This window comes from Natrinema amylolyticum (assembly GCF_020515625.1).
GTDB lineage: Archaea > Halobacteriota > Halobacteria > Halobacteriales > Natrialbaceae > Natrinema > Natrinema amylolyticum.
Window position 1 is genome coordinate 529,885 of sequence record NZ_JAIWPJ010000001.1, and the last position, 18,173, is coordinate 548,057.

Here is an 18,173-nt window from a genome sequence, read left to right on the forward strand (position 1 = left end):
TCAATCCCATGTCTACATCGTCATTTCTCAGACGGGTATCCGAACGCGGTCGGCGGCGACTGCCGGCCGGCCTCCGGGAGTACGATCTGTTCGGGCTCTTGCTCGTGTTACCCGGCGTCGTCCTGTTCGGCTCGTTCATGCTGTTCCCGATCACGTTCCTGGTCTACCTGTCGGTGACCGACGCGACTCACGCCGGAACGGTCATCGGGGGCGGCTCGAGCGTGATCGGGCTCGACAACTACGTCGAGCTCTTTTCGGATTCGCAGTTCTGGACGTCGCTCGGGGTCACCTGGCTGTTCGTGGCAGTGAGCCTCGCGATCAAGATCGTGCTCTCGCTCGGACTCGCGATGGTCCTCACTCACGGCCGCGTGCTCGGAAAACGGTTTCTCCGGGCCGCGGTCATCATCCCGATGGGGTTCCCGACGATCTTCACGATCACGGTCTGGCGGGGCATATTCAGCGGCGCTCGGTTCGGGCCGCTGAACGAACTGCTCTACAAGTACAACGACGCCGTGCTCTCACTCACGGGCCTGTTCGATGTCGCTGCGCCGGAGTTGCTGCTGCTTGAGTTACCGATCGGATGGCTCAGCGGGCGGTGGAGTTCGTTCTTCGCCTACGTCACGACGGAGGTCTGGCTGGCGTATCCGTTCATGGTGATCATCATCGTGAGCGCGCTGCAGGACGTCTCGGCGGAGCTCCACGACGCGGCGAAAGTCGACGGCGCTGGCTTCCTGAACCGGTTCCGTCACGTCACGCTTCCGTCGATCAAACGCCCGGTCATGTTCGGATCGATCCTGACCGCGGCGACCTCGTTTCAGCAGTTCCTCGTTCCGTGGATCTTCAACCAGGGCGGTCCCTCTCGCCAGAACGAACTCATCATCGTCTACGGCTTCCGGGAGGCGACCGAACTCAACGAGTACGCGTTCGGATCCGCGATTATGGTCACGGCGATCGCGTTCATCGGCGCGTTCATGTGGCTCGCAGTGAAGAAAGGTGACCTCGCCGAAGGGGTGAACTCGTAATGACAGCATCTGACGCAGAGACGCGGTCCGACGAACAGGCCGAGAGTAGCGGGCGGAATCCGCTGGACATCGCCAAGACGGTCGCCGCGACCGGCGGCGCAGTCGGGATCCTGGTGGTCCTCATGTTCCCCGTCTACTGGATCTTCACGGCCTCGCTCTCACAGGGGACCGGACTGATGAGCTCCAAAGGGATCTTCGCCGATCCGGCCACCTACAACCTCGAGGCCTACCGCTGGGTGCTCTTCGAGTCGGACTTCCGCGACGCGCTGGTCAACAGCCTGGTCGTCGTCTTCGTGACCGTCAGCGTCTCGATGTCGGTGGTCATTCCGGGCGCGTACGCGCTCTCGCGGCGAAGCTTCGTCGGTCGAGAGAAGGTCCTCTACGGCTACGTCCTGTTCACGCAGGTCGGAGCCGGCCTCTCGGTCGCGACGCTCGTCGCGCTGTACGCCCTGTTCGTCAACCTCGGGCTGAGCGACAGCCTCCTGGTGCTCGGGCTGTTCTACGCCGCGGGGGCGATCCCGTTCAACACGTGGTTGCTCAAGACCTTCATGGACAACATCCCCGTCTCCTACGAGGAGGCGGCGATCGTCGACGGTGCGGGCCGGTGGGACGTCATCCGGGAGGTGATCCTCCCGCTGTCGAAACCCGGAATCGCCGTCGTCCTGGTCTTCACCTTCCTGGCGGGGTGGAACGAGTTCATCGTCGCCCGGACGCTACTCAGTCCGGACAATTACACGCTCTCGGTCGAACTCTACTCGCTCGCGACGGCCGGCCGGTACGAGACGCCGTGGACCGAGTTCTCGGCGTTCGCGATCCTGTTCGCGATGCCGGTCGCGATCATCTACTTCTTCGCACAGAGTTACGTCGAGAGCGGCCTCTCCTTCGGCGGCATGGAGGGGTGAACCGGCTCAATCTTCGCTTCGCCGTCGGTTACAGACCGGCCGATTCGCTCGAGCCCGTCGTCTCGACCTCGAGGACGACGGCGGTGTCGACAGCGAGTTCGCGGGCCCACGAGTCGGCCGCACCATCACCGTCCGCGACCGCCTCGCCCGTCGGCAGGTCGGTTCCCTCGACGGGTTCGTCGATCCGCACCGTCGCCGTGCCGTCACCGAAGTGCAACGCGACGACGAGTCGGCGGCCGCTCGCCGGCGCTTCCCTCGCGAACGCGACGGCGGCGTCGGTGTCGGCCGCGTACGGAATCCGCTCGAGGTCGGCATCGGACTGCAGCGCCGGATGCGATTTCCGGAGAGCGATCAACCGCCGATAGCGCTCGAACAGGTTCGTATCGAACGACCCCCAGTTCATCGGGTCGCGCCGCCCCGTGACGCCGGTCTCCTGTCCGTAGTAGAGCATCGGTGAGCCGGGGAGAGTAACCGTCGCAGCGCCCGCTGCCAGCTGCGCGTCGCGACCGTATTCGGTGAGATACCGGTCCGTGTCGTGGTTTTCGACGTACAGCAACCACTCCGAGTCGGGGTGGGCACCCCGGCGCTGCCGGTCCTCGATCGCCTCGAGGATCGCGTCGGCGCTCGTCGCATTTAGACCGGCCGCGGAATCGGTGAACGCGTCCGCGACCGCGTCCCCCTCCGCAACCGCTGCCGTCTCGTCCGCAGCGTTGCCCACAGCCAACTCGTCCGCACTACCGTCCCCGAACGACTCGCCCAGTCGCTCGAGCGCGTCGTGAAGGACGTCGTCGTGGTGGGTGTGGAACCGACCGCCGCCCATCTCGACGTCGGAGGGCAGGGTCTCGTCCAGCAGGAACAAGTCGCCGTCCGCGCCGCTCACTCGGTCGGACACCTCGGTCCAGAAACTCAGGGGGACGCCCCAGGCGACGTCCGCGCGGAAGCCGTCGACGCGCTCGGCCCAGAAGTCGACGACCTCGAGCAGATAGTCCCGGACCTCGGGATTGGCGTAGTTCAAATTCGGAATGTCGTCCCAGCCGAAGTAGGTGTCCGCGTCGCGCTCGTCGAAGTCCTCCCACCGGTACCAGTCGCGGTACCGCTCGTGGTCGGGATGCGTCTCGTCGACCGCAGCCTCGTAGAACGGATGCGTGTCCGCCGTGTGGTTGATCACGAGATCGAAGACGACCCGGATACCCCGTTCGTGACAGGCGTCGACCAGCGCCTCGAAATCGGCCATAGTTCCGAGCTCCGGATCGACCTCGAAGTAGTCCCGAGTATTGTAGCCGTGGGGACCACCGCGCTCTGCGGGCGTCTCGAACCCGCTCTCGGCCTCGAGAAACGGCGACAGCCAGAGGACGTCGATCCCGAGGCGCTCGAGGTGGTCGAGCCGATCCGCGATCGTCTCGAACGTGGGCTCGTCCCGATCCGGGAATCGCCGGGTGAAGACCTCGTAGACGACCGCATCGACGGCCCACTCGGGCGGCTCGAACGGATGCTCGACGCGGACGGGCGGCTCGTCCGTCGCATCGTCGGTGGGGACCAGTTCGATCGCGTCCGGAACCGAGTGGCGCTCGTCGACAGCGACGGCGTAGACGCGGACCCGTTCGTCGATCGCATCGACCGGAATCGTCCCGTCCGGCGCGAGCACGTCCGCGTTCCGGTCATCGACGTAGTACTCGACGGTTGGCTCCCCGTCGCCGACGACGCTCGCGGTCGCCGAGAGACGGACCCGGCCGTCCGCGACCGTCGCGTCGAGTTCGACCTGCGGGCGCGGCGCGTCCTCGTCCGCCTCGGGAAACGCGCGGACCGTCAGTTCGTGCGTCCCGTCGGGGGCCTCGAGCGCGAGCGCGTACGTCCCCGGCACGTCCGGCTCGAACTCGGCGACCGGCCCGTCCGTCGGTGCCGCACTCGAGCCGTCGGGCGACTCGAGCACCCGCCAGACGTACGTCGCGTCGCCCTCCGGATTCCACGGCGCGAGATCGTCCCGCGTCTCCATTTCGTTTCCATTCGGATCGACGATCCCCTCGCCGACGGTGACGAACCGCGGCGGACCGGGATGATGCGAGCCGTCGCCGCTCTCGAGCGCGGGACCGGAGTCGGGGTCACCGCCGTCCGTGCACAGTCGTCGCTGATCCATGGGATTCCTTTCGGCCCGGGGAATAAATTTGTGGTGTAGTAGTACACCATAGTTAGAGCTCGGCGGACTTGCGGTCGCCGTCGCTATCGACGATGCGGTTCCTGGAATCGAGTCAATCCAGCAACATCATATGCTTACTGGTCAGTCACCGTCAGTAGCTTCGTCAAAATCTTCTTTGTCCACGTGGGAGAACGATGTCCCGCCGCGTCTGCAACCATTTCGAGCCCCAATCGGGAGTATTTCTCCATCGTCAGTGGTCATAGCCGCATATGCGTTTCCACATCGGTCACAGATAGCGAGAAGATTTCGATCTTCCCCATATGTTAAGAATCCTCCACTCCGCCAGACTACTTAAATTTGACAGGGAGTTAAGACAGTTCCCGATTGATTACACCAACTCCTCTACTTTACGAACAAGCATACCTGAGATCGTGTTCTCATTCCGTGGCTTCGATGAACTCATTGAGCGGTTCCGTAAGTTCGTCTACCTGTTCGCCGTCCTTTTCCGTCGAGTACCGAATGATGATGACGTCCCTTTGATCGGTGTGACGTGCTGAATCAACTTGCTGAATTCCCCGCCATATCCCAGTCACTTCGACGAGACCGAAGTTGTCATGTTCGTAGGTTTCGTCCCGTTCGACTACTTGATCCGACTCGGAGCCCGGTAGATCGTCCGAGTTACCCATACGAACCAGCCCTATCTATAGAATCATCCGAGTTACAAACCGTCAAAACCGCTCACCCCTTCTTACCTCATCCCTGTGGCGATCAAACTCAACAAACCCGTCAGCTTTCAATTCGGGGAGGTGGACGTGATGAAGTTCGTAGACGAGGGTGACGTACTCCTCACAGGAGAGGGTTTCATCATCCCAGAGAATCGGGGTTGCAGGAATAGTTCCATCCTCTAATAATGCAGATAGTATTCGACCTTTTTGCTCTCGAAGCACAGTCAAAAACTCCTTACTCCTCTCAGACGATTGTCTACTCATAACTATGATTCCAACTACGTATTCTCCGTCGGTTCGGCCTCGATGACTCCCTCGCTGAATACGGTCACATCAAATCCCTCGTACGAAAATGAGAGGCGGCCATCTCTCTGTCCGCCGTTGGCTGTGGTAGCGAACAGGTCATTAAGCGCGCCCGTATCAATCACGGAATGGAGCGGGGACAATTCGTCGGGATCACTGCCAGCAACAGCGGCGACCGCTGCAACGACTGCTAGACTCGGTTGGTCCCGACTGCTGTTGTACTCTGCACGAAAGCGTTCCTCCTCAACGACGAACTCAACAATGTTTATCGAGTCAACGATTTCGACAGTGCGAATTGCTTCTTTAGAGGATTCCATCACCAGAATAGACGGCTTCTATGGGGATGACGATGGATATTGCTCCCGCAATACGTATTTAAGCAGCGTTTGTGCTGGTCATTCTTGAGACGTTATCAACGTGCTCGCCACAAGCCGTCGAATGCCGCGCTGTAACCGCGATGAGACCGTCTGCCTGGTGATCTCAAGCTCCTCTGCGAGATCGTCCTGCGTCGCATCTCGTGGTGAATCGAAGTATCCGCGAGAATACGCTAATACCAATGCTGTTCGTTGTCCATCTGTCAGATCGTACTCTCGATCCGATTTGAGCGATGAGAGTGCATGAAGCTGGGTAAGTTCGAGAGGAATATTATTTTCTCAACAGTATGTCTGAAAGTCAGATACTTCTTGTTGTTCATCGGCGCGGATTTCAAATGTCCACTTTTCTGCGTCTCCTATCCCGGAAAGGGGATTGACCTCTGTATTGGTGATCGCCGTGAGAACACTCTCATGATTGAGGTTCCACTCAATCCGGACAAACATCTGCTCCTCCACTTCATCAATTATCTTCAACTGGTCAATCCCGATATCGTCACTCAAATCGGTTGTGAGGTCGCTGGTGTCCTCGGCATAAATCCAGAAGTAGGGGATTATAGCCTCGCTCGTGGGAACAATTCGATCCAGTTCGATAGTGGCATCGGCCAATTGATTGAAAACGGCACTCAGCGGGAAGTCTTCCTGGTCGATGGTGAATGAGGCTTCTATGGCCATAGACACGAATAGCGATGCGGCCCTTTGAGTTGCTCGTTGACTCTTTACCGGCCAAGTATTGCACAGGGAAAACTCTCTTCGGTCGAACGAATCTAACGGCTCTATGATTGGGCTTGAACTCGATGAGGTCGATCGCTCAATCCTTCACGAGCTTCAGGAGGACGCACGCACGACTACCGCCGAAGAGATGGGCGAGGAGGCAGGTGTCTCCGCTAGCACTATCCGCAACCGAATCGAGCGGTTGGAGGATGCGGATGTGATCGAAGGATACCACCCGCACATCGACTACGAGGCAGCGAACTACCAACTCCACATCTTTATCATTTGTCGGGTACCGCCTGACGAACGTGCGGAACTCGCCGGAGAAGCGTTGAAAATCGTCGGTACGGTCACTGTCCGCGAGAGGTTGACTGGGGCGAACAACCTTCACATCGAGGCTATCGCCGAAGATTCCGATGCAGTAGATACCGTAACCGGGAAAATAACGGATTTTGGCCTCGAAATCGTGAATACGGAGATTGTGAAGGAAGAACACGTCCAACCGTTCAATCATTTCGGCCCGGCACCCAGCACCGACGAGGACGAAGAGTAGTTCTCACCACTGGTCTTCGATCGGATGAGGCCAACTGTTGAAGTCAGAGTGCTTTCCGCGATACGCTGTTGAAACCCCAACATCTCGTGCGGAGGTGCCCGTAATGTGCTTTTCCATACGGCCCTTTCCTGTATATGTGAGTACGGATTTCCCAACTGAGCAAGACAGCTCGAGTTCCCGTTCGGACGGTCTGTCACACGATGTGATCTTCACGTTGCTTTCTCAACGCCACCGTCGTGCAGTCCTCGATTTGCTCCTCGCACAAGATCGGACATTGACTCTCCGGGATCTCCGTAATGAGATCGTCGAACGGGAACACAGCACCGAGATAACGGAACTTGACGACGAGCAAGCCAAACAAACGATGGTGTCGCTCCATCACGTCCACATCCCGAAACTGGCCGAGGCTGACATCGTCACTTACGATCAAGATCGGATGATCGTGGAACCGACAGAAAAGCTTGAACAGATGGAGTCCTTCCTTTCTTGCGCGTCTGAAACTTGAGCCGGTAGTCCACCACCGGATTCAACGTGAAACAAACGACGATGTCGTGCCGAACTTATGCTCTGTATCTAACAAGGCGCTTCTGATATCTCTCAGAGAGATAGATGGTCGTTCCGGTAACACCTTCACCTGTACTGAACGTGAGTTTCCTAACTAACCCTGAAGAAATCGTATTACCAATACTGTTATGCCGGGTCGAACAACCCGGAACAACGCTCCGTGAGCTTCGTCGAACAATGCAAATCAGAGATTTGCTGGCTTGACGTCGGCTTACGCCTCGTCAAACAGTTCGTCGCCCTCAACCATGTGCTCCTCGACGACGTCCATATCGAGCGTCACGCCGAGGCCCGGTTTCTCGGGAATCTCGATGTAGCCGTCCTCGATGACATCTTCCTCGACGAGGTCCTCCCACCAGCCGAGTTCGTAGGAGTGGTACTCGACGGCCAGCGAGTTCGGGACCGCCGCACCGACGTGGGCGCTGGCGACCGTCGCGACTGGCGAGGCAACGTTGTGCATCGCGACCGGCACGTAGTACATGTCCGCGAGATCGGCGATCTTCCGCGTCTCGCGCATGCCGCCGACCTTGGGCATGTCCGGTGCGATCATGTCGACTGCCTGCTCCTCGAGCAGGCGGCGCTGGCCGTGCTTCCGGTAGACATTCTCGCCGACGGTGATCGGCGTCGACGTCGACTGCGTGACCTCTCGCTGGACGTCGTGGTTCTCCGGCGGGACGGGGTCCTCGAGCCACCAGACGTCGTAGTCTTCCAGGCGTTTCGCGAGACGTTTTGCACTCCCACCGGAGAAGGTCCAGTGACAGTCGAAGGCGACGTCGGCTCGGGAGCCGACCCGTTCGGTGACCGCTTCGACGATCGAAACCTTGTGGTCGATTTCGGGCTCGCGAAGGTGTCGGTTCGCGCGATCCTTCTCGTGGCCGCTGGGGACGTCGAGGTCGAATTTCAGGGCGTCGTACCCCAGTTCCTCGACGACCCGTTCGGCCTCGTCGGCGCAGGCGATCGGATCGGCTTCCTCCTCGGTGTGGCAGTCACAGTACACTCGCATCTCGTCGCGGTACTTGCCGCCGAGCAGCTGGTAGGCCGGAACCTCGAGGATCTTGCCGGCGAGGTCGTGGAGCGCGACCTCGATGCCGGAGATGGCGGTGACCGTGACGCCGCCGATCGAGCCCTCGCCGGACATCTTCTGAACGAGGTGCTCGGTCAGTCGGTCGATGTCCAGCGGGTTCTCCCCCTGGAGGAACGGCGTCATCCGTTCGATCAGTTCCGGCGCGCCGGCACCCCAGTAGGCCTCGCCGGTACCGACGATTCCCGCGTCCGTGTAGATCCGGACGAGCGTCCACGGGAAGTTCCCGTCGACCATCGTCGTCTGGATGTCTGTGATCTCGACGTCTCGGCCGCCGCCGCGCTCCCGCGTGACGCCCATCGTCTCCGATGAGAGATCCCGCATCGTGTACTCGGCGTTCGGATCGTGCAACTGTGAGTAGTCGACTCCCATGGATGGATATTCACTCCGAAGATAGTAATAGTTTCTACCTTCGCGGAACGGACTCCGGAATCTGATCAATGACTAGAAACCGAGAGGAATGAACCCACTGCTTGCGAATGGCGGTATCCATCTCGAGTGAGAACCGCTGACTGCCGTCGTCACGTCCGCTCGAGTTCGTTCGGAACGTCCTCGAGATCGACGTTCGACGCCGCGGTCGCGGCGAACGCGGCCCGCTTCTCGGCCGTTCGTCGATCGATCGCCTGTGGGCCGACGGCGAACTCGATCCGAGTCACGTCCTCGGCGGGGCTCGAACTGCCGAGCACCGTGACGGGGCCGATCTCCCGAGTGTTGCGAACGTGAGTCCCGCCACAGGCCGACACGTCCCATGGGTCCGCCGTGCCGTTCGCACCGACGAACCGGGACCCGCTCCGTCGGTCGTTCTCGCCCTCGATCGTGACGAGTCGAACTCGTCCCGTCTCGACTGCACCAGCGTGGATCTCGGCATCGAACGCCACCGCTTCGCGCTCGCGCGCCGCCGCGATCGGCGCGTCGTCCCACGAGACCGGTCGCGACTCCCAGACGACGCGGGTAACCGTCTCGTCGAGTTCGATCAGCGTCTCGTCGTCGACGGTTGCCGTCGTCTCGAGGTCGATCCGGACCGTCTCCGGGCCGATCTCGAGGCCGGCATCGGTCGCGTCCTCGAGGGATCGCCGCGCGGCCCCGAGGAGAACGTGGCCGGCGGTGTGGGCCCGCATACAGTACATTCGAAAGGACCAGTCGACCGAACACAGGACGCGATGGCCCGGTCTGAACGACGGCTCCGCGGCCAGCACGTGGACCTGTTCGCCGTCGACCAGTCGGACGTCGCTCACCTCGATATCGGCGATCGTCCCGCGATCGGCCGGCTGCCCGCCGTTCGCTCCGTAGAAGTGACTGCGCTCGAGCCAGACCCGTCTGCCGTCGATCGACGTCACTTCCGTCTCGAACCGCGTCGCGTACGGCTCCGCTGCCGCCCGTTGGCCGGTCATCAGTTGGAATCAGTCTGCTGCGGTTAAAAGTCTGCTCGCCGAGACTGTCATCGACGGATAGAAATCGGCCGCCGACCGCCTACTCCGCGAGGGTCACGTCGAGGCGCTCCTCGAGGGCCTCGATCAGACCGCCGCCGACGCCGGCCTGGGTCGCGCGACCCTGCTCGACGGCGAGGACGTCTTTCGCCGGTGCGCCGAGTTCGTCGGCGAGTTCCTCGCGCTGGAGGCCCGCCTCTTGGCGCGCCTCGACGAGTGCGTCCCCGTAGTCCGAGACGAGATACGGGAGTGGATCGTCGTCGTAGTTGGTCCCCTCGCTCTCCCAGTGTTCGGAGTCGCCGTCCCAGACCGGGTTCGCCTTCGCGACGTTCTGGGCCGCCTTCTGCGTACGGCTCGGTCCGTCGTCCGAACCCGCATCCTGTCCGCTTCGATTCCGGTTCCGGTCCCCGTCGTGTGCCTCGGAATCGTCGTGTGGCGCACAGTCCGGGCAGACCTCGAGTTCGGCTCCGGCGACCGAGGCGAGCGTGAGCGAATCGCTCTCGGCACCGCAGAGTTCGCAGTTCGTCCCGCCACCACCGCCGGACGAACCGGTCGAGTATTTGGCCATGCGAGCGTTTGGCATCTGTCGCATTTCAACTGTTCGGTACCGCGTGTGTCCCGCGGAGTACCGACTGGGCTCTGTCGTTCGGTATGTGTTCCCACCGTCGTGAGAGAGGACTCGAGCCCATTGCGGAGAGCGGTCCGGACTCACCGACCGAAATGTTTCATGATCGTCGCCCGCAGCGGGAGTCCCAGTCCGCCGAGCAACGGGAGGAACACGAACGCGGCGAGGTCGACGGGAAGCGACGTATAGCCGGCCGCCGCGGCCCCGAAGCCGACGAGCGGGGCGAGGACGGGGAGCACGTAGAGGTACGATGGCGTCCAGCCCCGCCCGCGCCTAGTGTGGCGGACGACGACGCCGAACAGCAGCGGCATGAGCACCGCGCCCGCCAGCAGCGGGCCGCCGACGAGCGTCGTCGTGGCCGTCACCGCGAGCGCGACGACGATCGTCTCGTCGATCGTCAGCGGGCCCAAGGTGGTCTCCCGGCTGACGATCCGGACGACGAGCAGCGAGAGGAGCGCGAGCGCGACGACGCCCGCCAGCGCGCCGTACCACAGCGGTCGCTCGAGCGGCGGCGTCACGAATTCGACGCCCCGGACGAACGCGACCGTCGTCTCGAGTCCGTGGCGGCTCTCCGTGAGCAGGGTCCGGATCCCAGTCGGATCGGCACCGGTCGCGCGCAGTTCGGTCCAGAGCGATTCGAGGGAAGCGGCGTTCTCGAGCCCGAAGTGGGCGAGTCCGCCGGCGTAGACGAGCACCGACAGCCAGAGCAGCGGCAGGGAGAAGTTCTGTCGCCGCCACCAGCGCGCGAGTGGGTTCCCGAACCCGCCGTCCGACGCCGACTCGGACCCGGTCGCGGCCCGGCTGGACTGACCGGTTTCACCGGCCGTCCCGGTGTTGGTACTGTCCGTTCGGTGACTCGCTCCCGCGCCGTTCCCTCCGGACCGCGACCCGGTTCCGGTGCCGGTCCCGCTCGCGCTCGAGGTCCCGTTCGCGGCCCCGGCCGAGGCCGACGTTCCGGTCGCGGACGCCGACCCGCTCGTCGCCGACGATCGACCGCCGGCGGTCGATCCGGACGCTGTAGCGCCGCCGGCTGCCGACGCGGTCGACGTCGACGCAGAGGCCGTCTCCGATTCCGAATAGCTCAGTTCCGTGCCGCTCGAGTCGTCGTCATCGTCGTCGCTCTTCCAGACGTCGGGAGAGGGCAGTCCGCTGGTTCGCTTCGCGACGTAGTCTTCGTGGCCGAGTCGATCGTAGGCCTGCCGTTCGACCGGATCGCCGAGGATATCGTAGGCCGTCTGCACCGCGGTGAACTGCGCCTGTGCGCGGTCGTCGTCGTTCAGATCGGGATGGTAGACGCGGACCTGTTCGCGATAGGCGTCCTTGATCTCGTCCTGCGGGGCGTCGGGCGGGATCTCGAGAAGGTCGTAAAAATCTTCTGTCATGTGGTCATGCGGGCGGTGTGGTCTGCTAGAGGGATTGTCCGGGAGGGGTTATAATTTCAGTGTTCTTTCCGGTTCGGGAAGTGCTTTTGATGGCTCGAGGACCGCGGCGGGTCGGCCGGCGACGGTGACACACCGCCGCTCACGAGAAATCCGCAAGCGACGACTGACCGGCCGACGGACTCCCGCGAGCGGAGTCGGGGCCCGCGTCCGACGCCGATTCGTCGTCGGGAGACGCCTCGTCGCTCCGGGTTCCGGCACCGTCCGCGTCCCGCTCCCAGCTCTCGAGGCTCGCCTGATCGGCGGCCGCGAACTCGAGGTTGGCGATCCTGACGCCGAGTTTGCGGACGGGCTCGCCTTCAAACTCGGTGAAGAGATCGCGAGCGATGCGATCGACGAGGTCGGGGTCGTCGATCGGTCCCGGCAGCGACCGCTCGCGCGTGTTGACGTCGTACGGTGGCGTGACGGCCTTGACGCCGATGGTCCGGTACAGCGCGCCCTCTCGCTGCGCGCGGTCGGCGACGGCCGCCGCGAGCGTCTCGATCAGTTCGTACTTCGGATCCGGGTCCTCGACGGGCTCGGCGAACGCCGACTCTCGAGAGAAGCTCTTCGGGTCGCCCTTCGGCTCGACGCGGCGGTCGTCCTCGCCGCGCGCGCGGTCGTAGAGCTCTCGACCGCGTTCCCCGAAGCGCTCGACCAGCGGTTCCGGATCGGCCGCGGCGACATCGCCCGCCGTCTGGAGGCCCATCTCGCGAAGTTCGCGGGCAGTGACGGGGCCGACGCCGTGGAGCAGGTCGACTGCGAGCGGTGCGAGAAACTCCCGTATTTCGCCGGGCTCGACGACGGTGAGCCCGTCGGGTTTGTCGAAGTCGCTGGCGATCTTGGCCGTGCTCATCGTCGGCGCGACGCCGACGCTGACGGTGACGCCGACTTCCCGGCGGATCCGATCCCTAATGTGACGGGCGAAGCCGTCCGCGACCTCCCAGGCGGTCCGCTCGGTCACGTCGAGGTAGGCCTCGTCGATGCTCACCTCGCGGACGGCGTCGGCACAGTCGTGGAGGATCTCTCGGACGTCGGCCGCGACCGACTCGTAGTAATCCATGTCGACGGGTCGGTAATAGCCGGTTTCCTCGCGCTCCCGCGGCGACTCGCTCGCGGGTCGTTCTTTCCCGCTCGCTTCATCGAGGCGCTCACTTCGTTCGCGCCTCGCACTGCTCGAGTCATCCGGGGCGCGCTGCGCCCCGCGCTCGAGGTCGCTATCGTCCGGCGTGCCGTTCTCGGAGGCGGCGCGCCTGGGGAGTCGCTCGAGGGCAGTCGAGATGGCCTGCGCGCTCTCGACGCCGAACTCGCGGGCCTCGTAGCTGGCGGTGGCGACCGCGCCGTTGGTCTCTCCCTCCTCGTAGCCCATCCCGACGACGAGGGGTTCGCCTCGGAGCTCGGGTTCGCGCAGTCGCTCGCAGGCGGCGTAGAAGCAATCGGCGTCGACGTGGCAGACGATTCGATCCTCGTCGTCCTCGCCCTCGACGCCCGGCAGTCGCGGCCCGTCGGTCATTCGTCTACCGATCGATTCGTCCGAACGGACGTGAACGTTGCGCCCCGTTTCGGGGACCGATCGGCACGGTACTCTCTCCGGCGATGGCTACAGCTCGTACGCCATCATCACCTCGTCGACGTACTCGCCGTCGATCGTGTAGTGGTCCCTGCGGATCGCCTCGGTGTCCCAGCCGTGAACGGTCAGGAACTCGAGTGCGGTATCGTTGACGACGGGGACGCTGTTGTAGACCTTCCGGTAGCCGTTGGCTTCGGCCCACTCGACCCCTCGCTGCAGGAGTTTGGTCCCGATCCCGTTGCCCCGATAGGCGTCGCGGACGCCGACGGTCTGTTGGGCGACCTCCCGCACCGGATCGACCTGCTGGAGATCGAGGTGGGTCCAGCCGACGACGTCGCCGTCGACCGTCGCGACGAAGAACCGCCGAGACTCTACTACGTTATGTCTGGTGACGGTGTTTTCGTACAACAGTTGTTCGGCGATCGTCTCGGCGACGACGTACGTCTCTTCGGCCGTGACGTCCCGGATGGTATCGACGAGACCGTCGAAATCCGCCTGTCGAGCCGGCCGAATCGTCACGGTAAACTCGCCTAACTCGTGTTTCTCGACGGCACCGAACTCGAGCGCGATCCGAAGGGTCCCCCCGTCCTCTTCGAGATAGCCGTCCGATTTCAGCTCCTCGAGGCGCGTTCGGAACTCCTCGGCCGGGAGGGACACGATGTCCAGTACCTTGTGCCGTTCGACGGTTCCGTGCCGTTCGACGTACTCATAAATGCGTCTGCTGGCCTCGGACGCAAACGTCGGCCGTTCTATCGCGTCCATACGCGCAGTACGGAAGGCCATCGCTTATTCCTTGTCCATTGATATCGCACGACATGCCATTCGCGGAGCGCCGGCTCGAGTCGGTTCTGATCGGTAGGTCGGGCGGGAGTACGCGCCCGAGCGCGATCTCACTCCGCCGGCGGCTCGGGGAACTCGACCAGGAGCCGTTTGCTCTCGGCCGCGAGATCGTCCCAGCTGATCGACCCCCGTTCTGCGATGGTCGCCGGCTCCATGTTCGGATCGGCGTACACCAGTTCGGCGGTGAGCTCCGGCGGCCGGAGTTCGACCTCGCCGCCCTCGGTCTCGACGACCCCCTCCGGGCCGAAGTCGACCGTCGGCTCCCCGACGACGATACGCATCACCATGCCGAAGATCTCGTGAGGCGAACACAGCACGTCGTAGACGCCGGGTTCGTCGAACCGGTACAGCCAGAACGCGTTCATCCCCAACACCGGCGACGAGAACGGCGGGACACCTTCTGGGACGCGGCGCTGGCGACCGTGGTGTGCATGGTACGCGGTGACGGTGTGGTCGGGCGTCGCGAGCCGAAACTGGACGACATCTCCGGGCTCGACGAAGAGTCCGGTCGGCTCGAAGAAGAACTCCGGAATCGGTCGCCCCTCCGACGGCCGTATTTCCAACTCGACCGCGTGATCGGGCCGGAGCGATCGCGGCAGTTGCTCGTCGCCCTCGAGACCCGAATAGCCGAGCACCGGATGGATGCAGTTCGGCTGCGGACACGCTCGCCGTTCCGTCCCATCGGCGGTCTCGTCACCGTCTGCCGCGCCGAGTCCGGCTGTAAGGGGGATCGTCGACGTCACACCGGCCGCTTTCAGAACCTGTCTGCGGTCCATGGCCACCGTTTGCCTCCGTTCGAGATTAGGTGTGGCAGACCATTGCACAACCAATCCATTCTTTATGTACGGATTTCACTTCTGAGACAATGTTATGCGTTCGTACGATAGTACATTTTCGATCATAACGCCCGCTGTCGGAAACAGAGAATTACGGGACGAAACCGTGCTACACAGCGGCAGTATCGACGACTCGAGTCTCGTGGTAGAACTAGGACGAGTGCGTGCCAGTATCGTAGTGAGAGTCGGACTCAGTTGTACTTCCGCCAGCAGTTCCCAGAGTTGGTACACGTGACGGACCGTGTTAGAGGCGCGGCGAGAACCGATCGAATGTAATGGATCAATCCGTCTCGTTGACCATTTCGATGTGGCTGATTTTGACAGTTGCTGACGTGAACTGTGGAAACCTTCGTCTGCCGTATCCGGGTCATCGCCGTCATTCCCCTCTGAAAGAACGGAACACGAGCAGCCAGCTACCCTTTTCGAATTATATACTGTTACATCGCATGAAAACTGTATTCGTGTGTTCTACTTCCAGAGCTAATCTTGACTTTGCTTACTAACGGGAGCAAGTCGATTTAGTTCCTCGTATTCAAATGGACAAATTCCATGCGAAAGTGATCGATCTCAACCACCCATCAGCTGTTTCCACGTATGCGTTGCTGAAGTAGTTTGAAAGTAGTGAAGTTGATCTTCTTGTATCTCTAAGCACCCTTTCAACACGATCCCACCTACCATGTGTTTCGCCTCTGAAACCGAGGCCGTATCACTAGCGAGCACCGTTTAGTGGTTTATCGTCATCGGTGAGAAACACGGCATCTTCGACGTGGTATTTCTCTTTAAATTCGCTTTGGTGATATCTCGAGGACTGCATCGTACGCGCTGAATAGTGTCGATCATGGCGGGAAACGGTCTATTTGGGACCGACGACGGGTACAGTTCGTAGTGCGAACCGTCGAGATAACTCACTAGCTCGTCGAGCACACTGAGATCCAGTCGTTTCCTGGCTGTTGGCTAGGGAGCGGCTTTTGCACCCGATGAGAGGTCGTCGATCGTACTCTCTCGGTCCAGAAATTACATAAAAAGGGACAATATCTGAATTTGGTAGTTACGTAGATGGGGCAGGATATTTAATCGTCCCTCTCACGGTACCGATTCACGCTCCACGAAATTTGATTTGATACTGCTGTGAGAGCTAGTGTGGCAGAAGAGTTCTGGCGTGATATATAGAATGCCACCCGCCTCATTTTCAGACCTTCGCTGAATCGGTTTGGCAGTATCTCTCTATTGAATTCCGCAGTTCGATCCCTTTATCCAGCTTCATCTGATTTCACACTGTTGCTACTAAACGGTGGCCGCGATTTATACTGACGCCTCTACACCGTACCGTGAGATGAAATGGCAATCACTACTCAGTAGCGGGCTGGTGTCGCTGCTTTTGATAAGTATCAGTACTGTGGGTGTGACTCCGGCAACTGGAGCAGCGGCCGACGATGAGGCAGTGACAGCAGTGGACGACGGGGCGCTTACCGACCGGAAGGGAACGGAGGAGTCGATCGAAGCCGAAACGGCGACACTCCAGAACGACGAGGAGTTCGAGGAGACGAACGCGTCTCGTGTCCGAATTGCTCACTTGTCACCGGTCTTCCCGGCTATGACGGTGACGGTCGATTCCGAGTCGATAGCCCGAAATCTAAGCTTCGGTGAGGTCTCCGATTACGAAGTCGTCGAGCCCGAAGAGCAGGAATTCGAGATAACGATCAACGAAACCGGTGAGGAATTAGAAGTCAGCCAGACTCTCGAACCGAACACGACGTACACGTTCCTCGCAGTTGCGAACGTCACAGAGAACGAGACGGTACAGTTCGAACCGCTACTCCTCCGTGACGAGTTCGCTCCGCCGAGCGAAACCGATGCGTCAGTTCGGTTCGTGCATGCGTCACCGGATATGCCCGCAGTGGATATCACGGTTGCAGAAACGAATATAACAGTCGCAAATAACGTGAGCTTCCGCGAAGATAGTGACTACGTCGCGCTTCCGGCCGCCGATATCCCACTCGAGATACGTCAGGAAGCGGACAACGACTCCGGTGAAGTACTCGATCGCGTCAACGTTTCGCTCGATAACGGGACGGTTCACTCGATAGCCGCTGTCGGATACCTGAACCCCGAGGCAGCACCGATCGACGCGCCGCTGAACGTCGGTCTGTTCCAGGATGCTCGACTCGAGACGAACGGAGACGACCCAGTGACCGATTCAGCAGACGCGGAACCGAATGAGGAAAATACCAACACGACGAGCCCGATGATCGCCGTGGCTGACGCCGTAACGGACGTTGAGGACGCGACAGAAGACGTGAGAGACTCCATAGAAGATGCAGGTCAGGCGAACGAAACCGAGGACAGGGCGGCCGCGTTCGACGACGTCGAGGACGATCTCGGAGAGATGGAACGTGCACGACTCGACCTCGAATCGGGAGTCGAAAATGCGAGCAACGCGACTCTCAGCGACGAGGCCGAGATCGCATTGGACGCTGCTGACGATGCACAGGATGATACCGAAGACGCTATCGACGACGTACAGGACCTCCTCGAAGAGGACGTTCGAGACGTCGAAGATGCGGACGTAGACGAAGTCGCTGCAATCCTCAATATGACACTCGAGCAGGTGACGACCGCTATCGATGAGATCGACGAGGTCGCTAATTCCGAGGCAGCCGAAAACGAGATCGAAGGCAATTCATGAACCGTCTCGGGACGTACTCTCTGGTAGTTCACGCGCCTGGGATCTCACTGAGAGACTGCAGTACAACTTCGTGATCGAAAACGAGAACCAGATAGATATTCTGATAATTTCTATCCGCGCGGGCGAAGCGTCGTTGGAGATATTCTCACTGAGTCGGTTGAATTCGCGAGGAGTTGCCCAAGACGGCGACTCGGCAAGGGTGTTCAGAGAGACAGTGGGCGACTCACTGAGGCCGCAAGCAGAGAAACGACACTCCGGAGGCATCACAACGGGAAGAGTATCATGATCTATCATAAATGTTTTCCTATTGTCAGGATGCTGCGGTATTCACGCCTCACATCGAAATGCCAGAGATTGGTCCTCACACTTACTATCCCCCGAATAGCGACTAATCACGCCAGCGGC

General features: G+C 61.2%; 16 protein-coding genes and 1 pseudogene. 5 read left to right on the plus strand and 12 right to left on the minus strand.

The window, feature by feature from the left end; translation table 11 throughout:
* Positions 1-8 precede the first annotated feature (8 nt).
* Positions 9-1,022 (plus strand): carbohydrate ABC transporter permease, encoded by a 1,014-nt coding sequence (locus LDH66_RS02725; RefSeq protein ID WP_226479539.1) that lies wholly within the window; start codon positions 9-11, stop codon positions 1,020-1,022.
* A complete protein-coding gene (locus LDH66_RS02730; protein ID WP_226479540.1) occupies positions 1,022-1,924 on the plus strand; it encodes a sugar ABC transporter permease in 903 nt (300 codons plus the stop codon). Before LDH66_RS02725 ends, LDH66_RS02730 begins: the two co-directional genes overlap by 1 nt.
* Positions 1,925-1,952: 28 nt before the next feature.
* Here the strand turns inward: LDH66_RS02730 and LDH66_RS02735 are convergent, their stop codons facing one another.
* The 5 genes and pseudogenes from LDH66_RS02735 to LDH66_RS02755 all read right to left on the minus strand — a co-directional run bounded on the left by LDH66_RS02735 (position 1,953) and on the right by LDH66_RS02755 (position 6,132).
* The gene (locus LDH66_RS02735; protein WP_226479541.1) at positions 1,953-4,058 is read right to left on the minus strand and encodes an alpha-amylase family glycosyl hydrolase; all 2,106 of its coding nucleotides are present in this window, start codon (positions 4,056-4,058) and stop codon (positions 1,953-1,955) included.
* A gap of 437 nt (positions 4,059-4,495) precedes the next feature.
* Entirely contained in the window at positions 4,496-4,744 is a 249-nt protein-coding gene (locus LDH66_RS02740) for a hypothetical protein (protein WP_226479542.1), read from the minus strand.
* A 42-nt stretch (positions 4,745-4,786) separates the two neighbouring features.
* The gene (locus LDH66_RS02745; RefSeq protein ID WP_226479543.1) at positions 4,787-5,047 is read right to left on the minus strand and encodes a DUF7344 domain-containing protein; all 261 of its coding nucleotides are present in this window, start codon (positions 5,045-5,047) and stop codon (positions 4,787-4,789) included.
* A 14-nt stretch (positions 5,048-5,061) separates the two neighbouring features.
* A complete protein-coding gene (ddfA, locus tag LDH66_RS02750; protein ID WP_226479544.1) occupies positions 5,062-5,403 on the minus strand; it encodes a DdfA family disk-determining factor in 342 nt (113 codons plus the stop codon).
* Between the two features lie 78 nt (positions 5,404-5,481).
* A pseudogene (locus tag LDH66_RS02755) lies at positions 5,482-6,132 on the minus strand (helix-turn-helix domain-containing protein).
* Positions 6,133-6,235: 103 nt separating this feature from the next.
* Here LDH66_RS02755 and LDH66_RS02760 point away from each other — a divergent pair.
* Positions 6,236-6,724 (plus strand): Lrp/AsnC family transcriptional regulator, encoded by a 489-nt coding sequence (locus LDH66_RS02760; RefSeq protein WP_226479545.1) that lies wholly within the window; start codon positions 6,236-6,238, stop codon positions 6,722-6,724.
* Between the two features lie 136 nt (positions 6,725-6,860).
* On the plus strand, positions 6,861-7,229 hold the full coding sequence (locus LDH66_RS02765) for a DUF7344 domain-containing protein (RefSeq protein WP_226479546.1): 369 nt from the start codon (positions 6,861-6,863) through the stop codon (positions 7,227-7,229).
* Positions 7,230-7,499: 270 nt separating this feature from the next.
* Here LDH66_RS02765 and LDH66_RS02770 read toward each other — a convergent pair whose 3' ends face one another.
* The 7 genes from LDH66_RS02770 to LDH66_RS02800 all read right to left on the minus strand — a co-directional run bounded on the left by LDH66_RS02770 (position 7,500) and on the right by LDH66_RS02800 (position 15,022).
* On the minus strand, positions 7,500-8,738 hold the full coding sequence (locus tag LDH66_RS02770; protein WP_226479547.1) for a mandelate racemase/muconate lactonizing enzyme family protein: 1,239 nt from the start codon (positions 8,736-8,738) through the stop codon (positions 7,500-7,502).
* Between the two features lie 149 nt (positions 8,739-8,887).
* Entirely contained in the window at positions 8,888-9,757 is an 870-nt protein-coding gene (locus tag LDH66_RS02775; RefSeq protein WP_226479548.1) for an alanine--tRNA ligase-related protein, read from the minus strand.
* A 79-nt stretch (positions 9,758-9,836) separates the two neighbouring features.
* Positions 9,837-10,361, minus strand: coding sequence for a helix-turn-helix domain-containing protein (locus LDH66_RS02780; RefSeq protein ID WP_226479549.1), 525 nt, complete (start codon positions 10,359-10,361; stop codon positions 9,837-9,839).
* Positions 10,362-10,501: 140 nt separating this feature from the next.
* Positions 10,502-11,800 carry a J domain-containing protein gene (locus tag LDH66_RS02785; RefSeq protein ID WP_226479550.1) on the minus strand — a complete coding sequence of 433 codons (1,299 nt, stop codon included), beginning with the start codon at positions 11,798-11,800 and terminating at the stop codon, positions 10,502-10,504.
* Between the two features lie 139 nt (positions 11,801-11,939).
* Positions 11,940-13,349 carry a DNA polymerase Y family protein gene (locus LDH66_RS02790; RefSeq protein ID WP_226479551.1) on the minus strand — a complete coding sequence of 470 codons (1,410 nt, stop codon included), beginning with the start codon at positions 13,347-13,349 and terminating at the stop codon, positions 11,940-11,942.
* Between the two features lie 87 nt (positions 13,350-13,436).
* A complete protein-coding gene (locus LDH66_RS02795) occupies positions 13,437-14,168 on the minus strand; it encodes a GNAT family N-acetyltransferase (RefSeq protein WP_226479552.1) in 732 nt (243 codons plus the stop codon).
* A gap of 128 nt (positions 14,169-14,296) precedes the next feature.
* Positions 14,297-15,022, minus strand: a complete 726-nt coding sequence (locus LDH66_RS02800; protein WP_226479553.1) for a cupredoxin domain-containing protein — start codon at positions 15,020-15,022, stop codon at positions 14,297-14,299.
* Positions 15,023-16,523: 1,501 nt separating this feature from the next.
* Here LDH66_RS02800 and LDH66_RS02805 point away from each other — a divergent pair.
* The gene (locus tag LDH66_RS02805) at positions 16,524-17,768 is read left to right on the plus strand and encodes a DUF4397 domain-containing protein (RefSeq protein WP_226479554.1); all 1,245 of its coding nucleotides are present in this window, start codon (positions 16,524-16,526) and stop codon (positions 17,766-17,768) included.
* The last annotated feature ends 405 nt before the right edge of the window (positions 17,769-18,173 follow it).

Coding starts and splice junctions, on each gene's coding strand:
- LDH66_RS02725 (WP_226479539.1), top strand. CDS start 9: ATGTCTACATCGTCATTTCTCAGACGGGTATCCGAACGCGGTCGGCGG.
- LDH66_RS02730 (WP_226479540.1), top strand. CDS start 1,022: ATGACAGCATCTGACGCAGAGACGCGGTCCGACGAACAGGCCGAGAGT.
- LDH66_RS02735 (WP_226479541.1), bottom strand. CDS start 4,058: ATGGATCAGCGACGACTGTGCACGGACGGCGGTGACCCCGACTCCGGT.
- LDH66_RS02740 (WP_226479542.1), bottom strand. CDS start 4,744: ATGGGTAACTCGGACGATCTACCGGGCTCCGAGTCGGATCAAGTAGTC.
- LDH66_RS02745 (WP_226479543.1), bottom strand. CDS start 5,047: ATGAGTAGACAATCGTCTGAGAGGAGTAAGGAGTTTTTGACTGTGCTT.
- ddfA (WP_226479544.1), bottom strand. CDS start 5,403: ATGGAATCCTCTAAAGAAGCAATTCGCACTGTCGAAATCGTTGACTCG.
- LDH66_RS02760 (WP_226479545.1), top strand. CDS start 6,236: ATGATTGGGCTTGAACTCGATGAGGTCGATCGCTCAATCCTTCACGAG.
- LDH66_RS02770 (WP_226479547.1), bottom strand. CDS start 8,738: ATGGGAGTCGACTACTCACAGTTGCACGATCCGAACGCCGAGTACACG.
- LDH66_RS02775 (WP_226479548.1), bottom strand. CDS start 9,757: ATGACCGGCCAACGGGCGGCAGCGGAGCCGTACGCGACGCGGTTCGAG.
- LDH66_RS02780 (WP_226479549.1), bottom strand. CDS start 10,361: ATGGCCAAATACTCGACCGGTTCGTCCGGCGGTGGTGGCGGGACGAAC.
- LDH66_RS02785 (WP_226479550.1), bottom strand. CDS start 11,800: ATGACAGAAGATTTTTACGACCTTCTCGAGATCCCGCCCGACGCCCCG.
- LDH66_RS02790 (WP_226479551.1), bottom strand. CDS start 13,349: ATGACCGACGGGCCGCGACTGCCGGGCGTCGAGGGCGAGGACGACGAG.
- LDH66_RS02795 (WP_226479552.1), bottom strand. CDS start 14,168: ATGGACGCGATAGAACGGCCGACGTTTGCGTCCGAGGCCAGCAGACGC.
- LDH66_RS02800 (WP_226479553.1), bottom strand. CDS start 15,022: ATGGACCGCAGACAGGTTCTGAAAGCGGCCGGTGTGACGTCGACGATC.